This window comes from Pseudomonas sp. NPDC079086, assembly GCF_044542155.1.
Lineage (GTDB): Bacteria > Pseudomonadota > Gammaproteobacteria > Pseudomonadales > Pseudomonadaceae > Aquipseudomonas.
Genome location: NZ_JBITTY010000001.1, coordinates 1,628,441 through 1,642,007 on the forward strand (window position 1 = coordinate 1,628,441; position 13,567 = coordinate 1,642,007).

Below are 13,567 nucleotides of genomic sequence, written 5' to 3' on the forward strand. Positions count from 1 at the left end.
GTTGACCTGCGCGCCCCTTTGGGCGCGCAGGTCTTTCTGCTTCACATAACTTTATAAGCGAGGAGGACCGCCATGGGCGTGACCAATCGGTTGGCCTGTTACTCCGACCCCGCCGACCACTATTCCCACCGCGTACGTATTGTGCTCGCCGAGAAGGGTGTCAGCGCCGAAATCATCAGTGTCGAAAAGGGCCGTTATCCGGCCAGGCTGCTGGAGGTCAACCCCTACGCCAGCCTGCCGACCCTGGTGGATCGCGATTTGGCTCTGTATGAGTCGACTGTAGTGATGGAATACCTGGATGAGCGTTACCCGCATCCGCCGTTATTGCCGGTGTATCCGGTAGCCCGTGCCAATAGCCGTTTGCTGATTCATCGCATTCAGCGTGACTGGTGCGCGCAGGTGGACCTGATTCTAGACTCGCGTAGTAAAGAGCCGGCACGTGCCCTGGCGCGCAAGGAGCTGCGTGAGAGCCTGACGGGCGTATCACCGCTATTTGCCGACAAGGCATATTTCCTCAGTGAGGAATTGAGCCTGGTGGACTGTTGCCTGCTGCCGATTCTTTGGCGTTTGCCGATTCTGGGGATAGAGTTGCCAAAACCGGCCAAGCCGCTGCTGGACTACATGGAGCGTCAGTTTGCTCGTGAAGCGTTCCAGACCAGTCTGTCGCCTGTCGAACGTGATATGCGTTAACCCGAGGAGGTAGTGATGAAGTCGAGTCGTCCTTATCTGGTTCGTGCACTTTATGAGTGGATCGTGGACAACGACTGCACCCCGCACCTGCTGGTCGACGCCGAGTTTAACGGTGTACAGGTGCCTGCCGGGTTTGCCAGTGATGGGCAGATCGTGCTGAATGTCTCGCCTACTGCGGTTCGTCATCTGCATATGGATAACGAGGCGGTGAGCTTCGAAGGGCGTTTTGCGGGTGTGCCGCAAAGCCTGTATATCCCCGCGGCTGCCGTGCTGGCGATCTACGCGCGGGAGAATGGCCAGGGCATGGTGTTTGAGGCGGAGTCGCCGATGCTCGATGGTGGCGAGATCGAAGAGCCGGATGAGCAGAGTCCTCCGGATGATGAGCCGCCGCGTCCCAGCGGTCGGCCCAGTCTGAAAGTGGTCAAGTAAACATAAAAAAGGCGATCCTAGGATCGCCTTTTTATTTACTGCGTTTGATCATTCGATCAGTTGGTGTACTGGAACAGTTTCACCACTTTCTGCACGCCGGACACGCTTTGCGCCAGATTGGTAGCGTGGGTGGCCTCGGCTTGCGAGACCAGGCCAAGCATGAAAACGATGCCGTTCTCGGTAACTACCTTGATGCGCGTGCCAGGCACGCTGCTGTCGGCGAGCATCTGGGTTTTGATGCGGCTGGTCAGTAGTGAGTCATTGCTGCGCACCAGCAGCGAGGTGGGCTGCAGGACCTGCAGTTCGTTGTGCACCTTGCTGACGTTGTTGACCTTGCGCGCAGCCTGTTCAGCCATGGCTTTGAGGTCGTTGCGCGGGGTTTGTCCAGCAAGCAGTACCACGCCGTTGTAGCTGGTGACGACGATGTGTGATGTCGGGCTGGTCAGGTCGATATGTGCGCGGGCCACGCTGGAGCTGACCTCGGGGGCAATGAACTGGTCGTCGATCTTGTTGCCGACACTGCGGTTGCCGCAACCGGTTAGGGCGAGGGTCAGTGCCAGAGCGGCAAGGATCAGTGGTGAACGGGTCATTCTTCACTCCCAAACAGTTGGCTATCGATCAGGTCGCACAGGCAGTGGATGGCCAGTAGGTGGACTTCCTGGATGCGTGCAGTGACTTTCGAGGGTACGCGGATTTCTACGTCTTCCGGCAGCAGCAGTGAGGCCATGCCGCCGCCATCGCGGCCGGTAAGGGCAACCACGGTCATCTCGCGGTCGTGGGCCGCCTGGATGGCTTGGATCACATTGGCCGAGTTGCCGCTGGTGGAAATAGCCAGCAGCACGTCGCCGGGCTGACCGAGCGCGCGAATCTGTTTGGAGAAGATCTCGTTGTAGCTGTAGTCGTTGGCAATCGAAGTAATGGTCGAGCTGTCGGTGGTCAGGGCGATGGCCGGCAGGCTCGGGCGCTCGCGCTCGAAGCGGTTGAGCAGCTCGGAGGAGAAGTGCTGGGCGTCGCCGGCTGAGCCGCCATTGCCGCAGGTGAGGATCTTGCCTTCGCTGAGCAGTGCCTGAACCATGGCCTGGCTGCCTTGCTCGATAAAGGGGATGAGCACTTCCATGGCCTGCTGCTTGGTTTCAATGCTGTCTTGGAACAGATGGCGAATACGGGCTTGCATGTCCATTAGGGATATAACCTTCAGTGTGGCTTCTGTTCAGGTATCAAAGGCGTTTTGAATCCAGTCCAGTTGCGCGGGGGCTTGGCTGTCGGCGTTTATGGCAATCACATCAAAACGGCATGGGTACTTGGCCCAGCGTGATTCTTGTTGCAGGAAGTGCTGAGCGGCGCGGCTAAGTTTCTCACGTTTGCGTGCGTCCACGCTCTCTGCAGCGCCGCCCCAGGCGCTATAGCGCCGATAGCGAACTTCTACGAATACTACTGTATCGGCGTCGAGCATGACCAGATCGAGCTCGCCGAGGCGGCAGCGCCAGTTCTGTGCCAGCAGGCGTAGGCCGTGCTTTTCGAGATGCTGCCGTGCCAGGGCTTCGGCAGCATCTCCACGTTGTTGCGTGCTAATGCGCTCGCTCAATTGATGCTGTCGGGCAGCGGCTGGACCTGGCCGTCACGGAACTCGGCCCAAGGCAGTTGCCGCTCGAAGCGCTGGCCTGGGTTCATGCTCAGATTGCCCGACAAGCCTTGCAGGCGGGTGTCGGGCAGGGCTTTGAACTGGTTCAGGCGCGGTGCTAGTTGGAAGGCATCTGCACCCATGGCGTAGAGGCGGCCGAGACTGCCTCCGGCTTGCGGCCATTGTGTGCTGGCTTGCTGGCGCAGCGGATCGTTTACGTTTAGCAGCCAGGGGGTTTCGCAGAACATGATGCCATTTAGGTCGATGTACTGCGCCTGGTTGTAGATGCCGGTAAACAGGTGCGAAGTGGCATAAACGGGTACATCGCCCGCGTACTGGAAGGCCAAGGTCGGTTTGATCTGCTGGGCCTGCTGCGGGGTGGCGGCGAGGAAGATAAAGTCGACATCACGGCGGCGCGACGGAGCGGCGGCAACCGAGCTGCCCAGAGTGTTTTGCAGGCGTTTGCTGCGGGCTTCGCTCTCGCGCAGTTGGAACAGATCGGCAATCTGCCGTGCCAGTTCGACCGGCTGATCAACATGCTCTGCGGCGATCAAGGTGCCGCCCTGGGCTTGCCAGCTCTGGCGGAACGCAGCAAGTACGCGGTCGCCCCATTCACCGTTGGGCACCAGCGCTACTGCGCGACGCATGCCGTCGGCCCAAGCCCGACGAGCGACTTCGCGGGCTTCGTCCTCGGCTGCGAGGCCGAACTGGAACAGCTGTGCTGGGCCTTCCTGGCTGCCTTCGCTGTAGTTCAGGGCCAGCGTGGTGATGGGCAGCTGTTCGTGGCTGCTTAACTGACTGACCAGGTTCTTCTCCAGGGGGCCGATCACTAGCTGCACGCCACTGGCTTGGGCCTGGGTGTAGAAAGCGTCCATGGAGCCGATGCGCGAGCTATCGAAAATCTGAATGTTCGGCGGGTTCTGCCCGGCTTGTTGTGCCTGATAGTGGGCGGCCAGGAAGCCATCACGCAGGGCGCGGGCCACGCTGGCCAGCTGGCCATCCTGTGGCAGTAGCAGGGCAACCTCAGTCAGCGGTTGGCTGGAAAGCTTCTTAAGCTCGACCAGCGCTTGTGGCAGTTGTTGTGCGGCAGGGTGCTGCGGGTTGGCCACAACCCAGGCATCGATAGCGCGTTGCTGCTGTTCCAGAGTGCCGGCGCTCTTGGAGGCGCGGGCTAACGCCAGCCAACCGTCGAGATCGGCATCGCCACTGGCTTGCAGTTCGCTCGCGGGCAGGCTGGAAACCAGCGTCCAGATGGCTTCATGGTTTTGCGAGGCGCTAGCACTGCTGAGCAGTGGGGCGATGTACGCGCGTTCGCGGGCGGCAGCTAGGGTTTGCCCGGCGGCTTGCAGGGCGTTAGCGCGCACTAGCTGGCTGCGTACCTGCTGTTCAACTGGTAGCTCGCCGAGGCGTTCCATGCTCGGGTGGCTGAGGGCGCGCAGAGCGGCCTTGGGTTTGTTGCGGCTCATCTCCAGTTCGGCGCGCAGGGTGCTGGCGTAGATCTGCTGGGCCGGCTTCAGGCTTTCCAGCTGCACCTGCTCAAGAATGCTGCTGGCGCGAGCCAAATCCTTCTGCTTATAGGCCAGGTCAGTCGCTGAGAGGCGCAGCGCTGCGGCTTGTTCGGTCGGGCTTTCGGCTGCTTGCTGCAGCAGTTGTTCGATGCTGGCTTGTGGCGTGCGCGGCAGCTCGCCCAGAGTCGAGGAGGACTGGCTTGCGCAAGCGGCGAGCAGGCCGGCAAGGCAAAGGATAAAAAGGGGGCGCAGGCAGGCGATCATGTAAGCGTTCCTGATACTTGATCAAATTGAGCGTCGAATTGTACCCAAGCCCGCCGGGTGACGCGATGTCGAAGGTTGGAAACGGGCTACAATGCGCGCTTTGCTGATTTTGAGAGGCCTGTGCTGTGACCACTTCCGCTGCTGCGAATTCGCCTTTGGGCAGTCTTTATGTGGTTGCTACGCCCATTGGCAACCTTGATGACATCAGTGCGCGAGCGCTAACCATCCTGCGCAGCGTTGCCCTGATCGCGGCAGAGGACACCCGTCATTCCGCGCGGCTGATGCAGCATTTTGGCATCGGCACGCCATTGGCGGCCTGTCATGAGCACAACGAGCGCGATCAGGGTGGGCGCTTTCTCGCGCGGCTGCTGGCGGGTGACGATGTGGCGCTGATCTCCGATGCCGGTACGCCGCTGATTTCTGATCCGGGTTATCACCTGGTGCGCCAGGCGCGCGCTGCGGGCGTTGCCGTGGTGCCCGTGCCAGGGGCTTGCGCATTGATTGCTGCGCTGTCTGCTGCGGGCTTGCCGTCGGATCGCTTTATCTTTGAGGGATTTCTGCCCGCTAAGGCGGCAGGGCGTCGCGCGCGCCTTGAGCAGGTAAAGGAAGAGCCGCGCACGCTGATCTTCTATGAGGCGCCGCATCGCATCCTCGAATGCCTGCAGGATATGCAGTCGGTGTTTGGCGATGAGCGCCCGGCGTTGCTGGCGCGTGAGCTGACCAAGACCTTCGAGACGCTCAAGGGCATGCCGCTGGCCGAGCTGGCGGCCTGGGTAGCTTCTGACAGTAATCAGCAGCGCGGCGAATGTGTCGTACTGGTTGCAGGTTGGCAGGCGCCGGAGGGCGAGGAGGCCGTAAGCGCCGAAGCGATGCGCGTGTTGAATCTGCTCTTAGCGGAAATGCCGCTGAAACGCGCGGCAGCGCTGGCGGCGGAGATCACTGGGGTGCGCAAAAACTTGCTCTATCAGGTGGCCCTGGAGCAGCAGAAAGACGTTTAAACCTTGTTCTATAGGGCGCGGGCCGTTAACCTTGCCCGCGGAGAGTCGATCGGACAGTCGCTGCCGTGTTGCGTTCTGCGTAATGCGGGGGAGGAAAGTCCGGGCTCCATAGGGCGGAGTGCCAGGTAACGCCTGGGAGGCGTGAGCCTACGGAAAGTGCCACAGAAAATAACCGCCTAAGCGCTTCGGTGCCGGTAAGGGTGAAAAGGTGCGGTAAGAGCGCACCGCGCGACTGGTAACAGTTCGTGGCTAGGCAAACCCCACTCGGAGCAAGACCAAATAGGGTTCCATTGGCGTGGCCCGCGCTGGAACCGGGTAGGTTGCTAAAGGCGTGCAGTGATGTACGTCGTAGAGGAATGACTGTCCTCGACAGAACCCGGCTTACAGATCGACTCTCCACCTCCCTCATTTATCCGCTTCACTGTTTCGCCTCCTTTCTAAGACCGAAAAAATCTTACTCTTAACAAACTACTTTAACTTCGCGGTTCAACGCGCTGCATGTGCTCATTTTTATATCCGTTTCTTCGCGTTATTTCTCCGTTTTGCCCCTCTCAAAGTTCGCTAAATCGCCGTTCTATAAGGATTTTTCCCGCCAAGCGTGCCTTGACGGTGGGGGGCGTGCGTTCCTATAGTGTGCGCGAGTGGTAGGAAGTGGCACAAAGTGGGTTTCTTAGGCATGGATAGCTAATAAAAAGGGGTAGCGCGATCGTGTTTCGCGGAGCAAACGCCATCAGTCTCGACGCCAAAGGGCGACTCGCGATGCCAAGTCGGTATCGGGACGAGCTTGTGTCGCGTTGCGCTGGCCAGCTTATCGTCACGATTGATGCCATCGACCCCTGCCTCTGCGTCTATCCACTGTCCGAGTGGGAGCTGATTGAAGCCAAGCTCCGCGAACTCGCCTCCTTCCGTGAAGAAAACCGCCGCCTGCAGCGTTTGCTGATCGGTAATGCCGTTGACCTTGAGCTGGACGCTAGCGGTCGTTTCCTAGTGCCGCCGCGTTTGCGCGAATACGCCAAGCTGGACAAGCGCGTGATGCTGGTCGGTCAACTCAATAAATTCCAACTGTGGGATGAAGATGCCTGGAATGCCGTGGCCGATGCCGATCTGGCCGCGATCAAACAGCCAGGTGCTCTGTCCGACGACCTACGTGACCTGATCCTGTGAGCATGACCAGCAATTTCCGCCATATCACCGTGCTACTCGACGAGGCTGTTGAAGGGCTGGCTGTGCGCGCCGATGGTTGCTATATGGATGGCACCTTCGGGCGCGGCGGGCATAGCCGGCTGATTCTGGAAAAGCTCGGGCCAGACGGTCGCTTGCTAGGGTTTGATAAAGATCCCCTGGCAATTGCGACGGGAAATGCGCTGGCGGCCGAAGACGGCCGCTTTGTCGTTGTGCAGCGCAGCTTTGCCGAGCTGGGCGACGAGCTGGCACAGCGCGCTCTGGGCGGCCAAGTCAGCGGCATTCTGCTCGATCTGGGTGTGTCTTCGCCGCAGCTTGATGACGCCGAGCGCGGCTTCAGCTTTATGAATGACGGCCCGCTGGATATGCGCATGAACCCGGATGCGGGTGTCAGCGCCGCAGATTTTATTGCCAACGCTGCCGAAGAAGAAATTGCCCGGGTGTTCAAGGAATACGGCGAAGAGCGTTTTGCCAAGCGCATGGCCCGGGCCGTAGTGCTGCGCCGCGCCGAACAGCCGTTTACCCGCACTGCTGACCTGGCTCAGGTGCTGACCGTGGCCAATCCTGCCTGGGAAAAAGGCAAGAACCCGGCAACACGCGCCTTCCAGGGCTTGCGCATCTATATCAACAACGAACTGGGTGATCTGGAAAGCGGTCTTGATGCGGCGCTGGAAAACCTCGCAGTGGGCGGGCGCCTGGTGGTGATCAGCTTCCACTCGCTGGAAGACCGCATCGTCAAACTCTTTATGCGCAAGCATGCCAAGGGTGAGATGGATAAGTTGCCACGCGACCTGCCGATCATCCCGAAAGCCTTCGAGCCACGCTTGAAGCTGATCGGTAAGCCGGTGTTCGCCTCCGAGGGCGAGCTTGCGGCCAACCCGCGTTCGCGCAGTGCGGTGATGCGCATTGCGGAGAAAGTGCGATGAGCGCGCTTTACGCCAAGCCATTGCCAGGTGGCAGCTTATTCATGCTGCTGCTGTTTCTGGCTGTGTTGGTGTCTGCGATTGGGGTGTCTTACAGCGCCCACTGGAATCGCCAACTGCTTAATGACCTGTATGCCGAGCTCAGTGTGCGCGACAAGGCTCAGGCCGAGTGGGGTCGGCTGATCCTCGAGCAAAGCACCTGGACCGCGCATAACCGCATTGAAACCCTGGCCACCGAACGCCTGAGTATGCGTATCCCGGATGCCGCTGAAGTGCGCATGGTGGCGCCATGATGGGGCTTGAAGGCGCGCTCTATCCCTGGCGCTTCCGCCTGGTGCTGCTGTTGCTGGCACTGATGGTCGGTGCGATTGCCTGGCGTATTGTCGACCTTCAGGTGTTCGATCAAAGCTTCCTACAGGCCCATGGCGATGCGCGCAGCGTGCGGCATATCCCGATTCCTGCGCACCGCGGACTGATCACTGACCGTAATGGCGAGCCGTTGGCCGTCAGCACCCCAGTGACCACCTTGTGGGCAAATGGTAAGGAACTGCAGAGCGGCAAGGCTAAGTGGGATGAGCTGGCTGCTGCTCTGGGGCAGGACGCCAAAACATTTTCTGCACGTTTGGCTGCGGCCCACGAGCGCGAATTTATGTACCTGGTGCGCGGGCTGACGCCTGAGCAGGGCAGGCGCATTCTCGATATGAAAGTGCCGGGCGTATATGGCATTGAAGAGTTTCGTCGTTTCTACCCGGCAGGCGAGGTCGCCGCCCATGTGGTGGGCTTTACCGATATTGATGACCGCGGCCGTGAAGGGATGGAGTTGGCTTTTGATGATTGGCTGGCCGGTGTTCCCGGCAAGCGGCAAGTGCTCAAGGATAGGCGCGGCCGGCTGATCAAAGATGTCCAGGTGGCACAGAATGCCAAGGCCGGTAAGGCCTTGGCATTGTCGATTGACCTGCGTCTGCAATACCTCGCCCACCGTGAGCTGCGTAATGCGCTGCTCGAGTTCGGCGCCAAGGCCGGTAGCTTGGTCATGGTTGATGTGCGCACCGGTGAAGTCTTGGCAATGGTCAATCAGCCGACCTACAACCCGAATAATCGCCGTAATCTGCAGCCCGCAGCGATGCGTAACCGGGCGATGATTGATGTGTTCGAGCCTGGCTCGACGATGAAGCCGTTCTCCATGAGCGCTGCGCTGGAAAGTGGCCGTTGGAAGTCGTCGGACACGGTCGATGTCTATCCGGGCACCTTGCAGATTGGGAAGTACACCATTCGTGACGTGTCGCGCAGCAGTGGACCGCTTAGCCTTACCGATATTTTGATCAAGTCGAGCAACGTCGGCATGAGCAAAATTGCATTTGATATCGGTGGTCAGTCGATTTACGAAGTCATGCAGCAAGTTGGTCTGGGCCAGGATACTGGGCTCGGTTTTCCGGGTGAGCGCGTTGGCAACCTGCCGAACTACCGCGAATGGCGCAAGGCCGAAACGGCCACATTGTCCTATGGCTATGGCTTGTCAGTCACTGCAGTACAGCTTGCCCATGCCTATTCCGTACTCGCCAATAATGGCCGCAGCACAAATCTTTCACTGGCGCGTGTTGACCGTAAACCGGACTCCGTTCAGGTGATTCCGGAAAACATTGCGGTGGTCATCCAGGGCATGTTGCAGCAGGTCATTGAAGCGCCGGGTGGCGTTTATCGCGCCAAAGTGCCGGGCTACCACGTCGCGGGCAAGAGTGGCACTGCGCGCAAGGTTTCAGTGGGTAGTCGTGGCTACCGAGACAATGCGTATCGCTCGCTTTTTGCAGGTTTTGGTCCCGTCAGTGACCCGCGTATTGCGGTGGCCATTGTGATCGATGAGCCAAGCCAGGGTGGTTATTACGGTGGCCTGGTCTCTGCCCCGGTGTTTGGCAAGGTCATGGCCGGTGCGCTGCGTCTGATGAACATCGCCCCGGATAACCTGCCGCCAGCTGAGCCGGTAAAAGTTGAAACCGCAGCCGTTGATCCCCTTAAAGGAGGGCGCATCTGATGCCTATGCCCCTTAATCAGTTGCTGCCGGAAGCCGCCAGTTCGACTCTGATTCGTGAATTGACTCTGGATAGCCGCAAAGTGCGTCCGGGTGACCTGTTTCTGGCTGTGCCAGGCACCCAGCAGGACGGTCGCGTGCACATAGCCGATGCCGTTGCCCGTGGCGCCGCCGCCGTGGCCTATGAGGCCGAAGGCGCAGCCGTGATGACCGCGCACAGCGCCGAACTGGTCGCGCTCAAAGGCTTGGCTAATCAGCTTTCGGCCATCGCTGGGCGCTTCTATGGCGAGCCTAGCCGTGGCCTGCACCTGATTGGTATCACTGGTACCAATGGTAAAACCAGCGTCAGCCAGCTACTGGCTCAGGCATTGGATCTGCTTGGCGAGCGCTGCGGCATCGTCGGCACCTTGGGCAATGGCTTCTACGGCGCGTTAGAGCAGGGCCGTCACACCACGCCTGATCCCATCGGCGTGCAGGCGACCCTGGCTGACATGAAGAACGCCGGTGCCCGCGCCGTGGCAATGGAAGTCTCCTCCCACGGTCTGCATCAGGGCCGCGTGGCTGCCTTGGCGTTTGATGTGGCGGTGCTGACCAATCTGTCCCGTGATCATCTGGATTATCACGGTTCGATGCAGGCCTACGCCGAGGCGAAAGCCGCGCTGTTCGCCTGGTCGGGTCTGCGTTGCCGCGTACTCAACCTGGACGACGCTTTTGGTCGTGAACTGGCCGCTGCAGAGCACGAGTCGCGCCTGATCAGCTACAGCCTGATTGATGCTGATGCTTACCTGTATTGCCGCGACGCGCAGTTCGACGAGCAGGGCGTGCGCGCCACGCTGGTGACTCCGCGTGGTGAAGGCAGCCTGCGTAGCTCGCTGCTTGGTCGCTTCAACCTGAGCAACCTGCTGGCAGTGGTCGGCACTCTGCTTGGCCTGGATTATCCGCTGGATGAAATTCTCAAGGTGCTGCCGCAGCTGCAGGGTCCAATTGGCCGTATGCAGCGCCTGGGTGGTGCCACTTCGGGGCGAGCCAAGCAGCCGCTGGTCGTGGTGGATTACGCACACACCCCTGATGCCTTGGAAAAAGTTCTCGAAGCCCTGCGTCCGCATGTTAAAGGTCGCCTGCGGTGCCTGTTCGGCTGCGGCGGTGATCGCGACAGTGGCAAGCGCCCACTGATGGCTGCAGTGGTTGAGCGCCTGGCCGATGCGGTGCTGGTGACCGATGACAACCCGCGCACGGAAACCCCTGCGCAGATTTTCAGCGACATCCGCGCTGGCTTCACTAGTCCGGAGTCAGTGCAGTTCGTTCATGGCCGTGGCCAGGCGATTGCCCAGCTGATTGCCGCTGCCAGTGCCGATGATGTGTTGGTGTTGGCCGGAAAGGGCCATGAGGACTATCAGGAAATCAACGGCGTGCGTCAGCCGTTCTCCGATCTGGTCGAAGCGGCTAACGCTTTGGCGGCATGGGAGGTGGCGCATGCTTAAGGCACTGCGGTTGAGCGAAGTGGCTGCACCATTGGCTGCCCGGGTGATCGGTGCGGACGTGGCATTCAGCGCCGTCAGCAGCGATAGCCGGGCGATTGCCGCTGGCCAGCTGTTTGTCGCCCTGGCCGGCCCGCGCTTTGATGGTCATGACTACTTGGCTGAAGTCGCTGGCAAAGGTGCAGTGGCTGCACTGGTTGAGCGTGAGGTGGTTGACGCACCATTGCCGCAACTGCTGGTCGCCGATACCCGTTTAGCTCTCGGTCAGCTGGGCGCCCTCAATCGCCAGGCGTTCAACGCGCCCGTGGTGGCGATTACCGGTTCCAGCGGCAAGACCACTGTGAAGGAAATGCTTGCCAGTATTCTGCGTGAAGGCCTGCAAGGTCCGGTGCTGGCGACTCGTGGCAACCTGAATAATGATCTCGGCGCGCCGCTGACCCTGCTGGAATTGGCGCCTGAGCATGTCGCCGCAGTGATCGAGCTGGGCGCCAACCATGTCGGAGAGATCGCCTACACCGTCGGCCTGACTCAGCCGCAGGTGGCCATCATCAACAATGCCGGTACTGCCCATGTTGGCGAGTTCGGCGGCCCGGAAAAAATTGTTGAGGCCAAAGGCGAAATTCTCGAAGGCCTGAGCGACAGCGGCGTGGCCGTGCTCAACCTCGACGACAGCGCCTTTGCCACCTGGCAGCAGCGTGCCGAAGGCCGTGCAATCAGCAGTTTCGCCCTGCGCAATGCTGCCGCTGACGTCTACGCCAGCGAGCTGGCGCGCGACGCCCGTGGCTGCTCAGCTTTTACTCTGCATTGCGCCGACGGTCAGGCACGTATTCAGCTCAACCTGCTCGGCGAGCATAACGTCGCCAATGCCCTGGCCGCCGCTGCTGCTGCCCTGGCGTTGGGGCTTGCCCCAGCAGCGATCAAAGCCGGGCTGGAAAGCCTGCGGCCGGTCAAAGGCCGTGCCGTTGCGCAGATTGCGCCGAACGGCCTGCGCGTGATCGACGACAGCTACAACGCCAACCCGACATCCGTCTGCGCCGCTATCGATATCCTGGCCGGTTTCCCTGGCCGTCGCGTGCTGGTGCTGGGTGATATCGGCGAGCTGGGTGCGTGGGCCGAGCAGGGTCATCGCCAGGTCGGCAGTTATGCGCGCAGTAAGGTTGATGCGGTATATGCCGTTGGCCCGCTGATGGCTCACGCAATTGAAGAATTCGGCGCAAATGGCCGGCATTTCGCCGACCAAGCCAGCCTGGTCGACGCGCTTCGCGCTGAGCATGGCGACACTACCCTTCTAATTAAAGGCTCACGCAGCGCGGCGATGGAAAAAGTCGTTGCGGCGCTGTGTGGCACATCCGGGGAGATTCACTAATGCTGCTGCTGCTGGCGGAATACCTGCAACAGTTCCACAAGGGTTTCGCAGTGTTTCAGTACCTGACACTGCGCGGCATCCTCGGCGTGCTCACTGCGCTGGCGCTGTCGTTGTGGCTCGGCCCCTGGATGATCCGCACCCTGCAGATCCGCCAGATCGGCCAGTCGGTGCGCAACGACGGCCCGCAGTCGCACCTGTCGAAAAAGGGCACGCCAACCATGGGCGGCGCGCTGATTCTCTCGGCCATCGCCGTCAGCACCCTGCTCTGGGCTGACCTGTCCAACCGTTACGTATGGACCGTGCTGGCCGTGACCTTGCTGTTCGGCGCCATCGGCTGGGTCGATGACTACCGCAAGGTGATCGAGAAGAACTCCAAGGGCCTGCCAAGCCGCTGGAAATACTTCTGGCAGTCGGTGTTCGGCCTGGGCGCAGCGTTCTTCCTTTATATGACTGCGCAAAGCCCGGTGGAAACCACCCTGATTCTGCCGATGCTCAAGGATTTCAGCCTGGAGCTGGGCTTGGGCTTCGTGGTGCTGACCTACTTTGTGATCGTCGGCTCTAGCAACGCGGTCAACTTGACTGACGGTCTCGACGGCCTGGCCATTCTGCCCACCGTGATGGTTGGCGGCGCGCTGGGGATCTTCTGCTACCTGTCGGGTAACGTGAAGTTCGCCGAATACCTGTTTATTCCCTACGTGCCGGGTGCGGGTGAGCTGATCGTGTTCTGCGCCGCCCTGGTCGGTGCTGGCCTTGGTTTTCTCTGGTTTAACACCTACCCGGCGCAAGTATTTATGGGCGATGTCGGCGCGTTGGCGCTGGGCGCGGCCCTGGGCACCATCGCGGTGATCGTTCGCCAGGAAGTGGTGCTGTTCATCATGGGCGGCATCTTCGTGGTGGAAACCCTGTCGGTGATCATTCAGGTTGCCAGCTTCAAGCTGACCGGCAAGCGCGTGTTCCGCATGGCGCCGATCCATCACCACTTTGAACTGAAAGGCTGGCCCGAGCCGCGCGTAATCGTGCGCTTCTGGATCATCACCGTGATTCTGGTGCTGATCGGCCTTGCCACCCTGAAACTGCGTTGA

Annotated in this window: 14 protein-coding genes and 1 other RNA gene; 11 read left to right on the plus strand and 4 right to left on the minus strand. The window is 60.4% G+C overall.

From position 1 onward, the window contains the following. Positions 1 to 72: 72 nt before the first annotated feature. Complete coding sequence (locus tag ACIGEK_RS07615) at positions 73 to 690, plus strand: glutathione S-transferase N-terminal domain-containing protein (RefSeq protein ID WP_397492697.1); 618 nt, start codon at positions 73 to 75, stop codon at positions 688 to 690. Between the two features lie 15 nt (positions 691 to 705). Beyond that, positions 706 to 1,119, plus strand: a complete 414-nt coding sequence (locus tag ACIGEK_RS07620) for a ClpXP protease specificity-enhancing factor (protein ID WP_397492698.1) — start codon at positions 706 to 708, stop codon at positions 1,117 to 1,119. Between the two features lie 56 nt (positions 1,120 to 1,175). Here ACIGEK_RS07620 and ACIGEK_RS07625 read toward each other — a convergent pair whose 3' ends face one another. From ACIGEK_RS07625 to ACIGEK_RS07640, 4 genes are read right to left on the minus strand one after another with little or no spacing between them, the layout of a single operon-like run. Next, positions 1,176 to 1,709, minus strand: a complete 534-nt coding sequence (locus ACIGEK_RS07625) for a BON domain-containing protein (RefSeq protein WP_397492699.1) — start codon at positions 1,707 to 1,709, stop codon at positions 1,176 to 1,178. Further along, positions 1,706 to 2,299: a phosphoheptose isomerase gene (locus tag ACIGEK_RS07630; protein ID WP_397492700.1), complete on the minus strand. Its 594-nt coding sequence runs from the start codon at positions 2,297 to 2,299 to the stop codon at positions 1,706 to 1,708. The genes ACIGEK_RS07625 and ACIGEK_RS07630 overlap by 4 nt, the downstream gene beginning before the upstream one ends. Before the next feature lie 30 nt (positions 2,300 to 2,329). Continuing rightward, complete coding sequence (locus tag ACIGEK_RS07635; protein ID WP_397492701.1) at positions 2,330 to 2,704, minus strand: YraN family protein; 375 nt, start codon at positions 2,702 to 2,704, stop codon at positions 2,330 to 2,332. Then, entirely contained in the window at positions 2,701 to 4,512 is a 1,812-nt protein-coding gene (locus ACIGEK_RS07640) for a penicillin-binding protein activator (RefSeq protein WP_397492702.1), read from the minus strand. The genes ACIGEK_RS07635 and ACIGEK_RS07640 overlap by 4 nt, the downstream gene beginning before the upstream one ends. Positions 4,513 to 4,667: 155 nt before the next feature. Between ACIGEK_RS07640 and rsmI the strand changes: the two genes are divergently transcribed. The 9 genes from rsmI to mraY all read left to right on the plus strand — a co-directional run bounded on the left by rsmI (position 4,668) and on the right by mraY (position 13,567). Continuing rightward, positions 4,668 to 5,510 (plus strand): 16S rRNA (cytidine(1402)-2'-O)-methyltransferase, encoded by an 843-nt coding sequence (gene rsmI, locus ACIGEK_RS07645; protein WP_397493104.1) that lies wholly within the window; start codon positions 4,668 to 4,670, stop codon positions 5,508 to 5,510. Between the two features lie 41 nt (positions 5,511 to 5,551). After that, positions 5,552 to 5,910: RNase P RNA component class A (gene rnpB / locus ACIGEK_RS07650), an RNA gene on the plus strand. Positions 5,911 to 6,218: 308 nt separating this feature from the next. Further along, a complete protein-coding gene (gene mraZ, locus ACIGEK_RS07655; RefSeq protein ID WP_274087513.1) occupies positions 6,219 to 6,674 on the plus strand; it encodes a division/cell wall cluster transcriptional repressor MraZ in 456 nt (151 codons plus the stop codon). Positions 6,675 to 6,676: 2 nt separating this feature from the next. Continuing rightward, on the plus strand, positions 6,677 to 7,618 hold the full coding sequence (gene rsmH / locus ACIGEK_RS07660; RefSeq protein WP_397492703.1) for a 16S rRNA (cytosine(1402)-N(4))-methyltransferase RsmH: 942 nt from the start codon (positions 6,677 to 6,679) through the stop codon (positions 7,616 to 7,618). Next, positions 7,615 to 7,908 carry a cell division protein FtsL gene (gene ftsL, locus ACIGEK_RS07665; RefSeq protein ID WP_397492704.1) on the plus strand — a complete coding sequence of 98 codons (294 nt, stop codon included), beginning with the start codon at positions 7,615 to 7,617 and terminating at the stop codon, positions 7,906 to 7,908. Before rsmH ends, ftsL begins: the two co-directional genes overlap by 4 nt. Continuing rightward, positions 7,905 to 9,644, plus strand: a complete 1,740-nt coding sequence (locus ACIGEK_RS07670) for a peptidoglycan D,D-transpeptidase FtsI family protein (RefSeq protein ID WP_397492705.1) — start codon at positions 7,905 to 7,907, stop codon at positions 9,642 to 9,644. Before ftsL ends, ACIGEK_RS07670 begins: the two co-directional genes overlap by 4 nt. Beyond that, a complete protein-coding gene (locus ACIGEK_RS07675) occupies positions 9,644 to 11,122 on the plus strand; it encodes a UDP-N-acetylmuramoyl-L-alanyl-D-glutamate--2,6-diaminopimelate ligase (RefSeq protein WP_397492706.1) in 1,479 nt (492 codons plus the stop codon). Before ACIGEK_RS07670 ends, ACIGEK_RS07675 begins: the two co-directional genes overlap by 1 nt. Then, positions 11,115 to 12,485 (plus strand): UDP-N-acetylmuramoyl-tripeptide--D-alanyl-D-alanine ligase, encoded by a 1,371-nt coding sequence (murF, locus tag ACIGEK_RS07680; protein WP_397492707.1) that lies wholly within the window; start codon positions 11,115 to 11,117, stop codon positions 12,483 to 12,485. Before ACIGEK_RS07675 ends, murF begins: the two co-directional genes overlap by 8 nt. Continuing rightward, the gene (gene mraY / locus ACIGEK_RS07685) at positions 12,485 to 13,567 is read left to right on the plus strand and encodes a phospho-N-acetylmuramoyl-pentapeptide-transferase (RefSeq protein WP_397492708.1); all 1,083 of its coding nucleotides are present in this window, start codon (positions 12,485 to 12,487) and stop codon (positions 13,565 to 13,567) included. The genes murF and mraY overlap by 1 nt, the downstream gene beginning before the upstream one ends.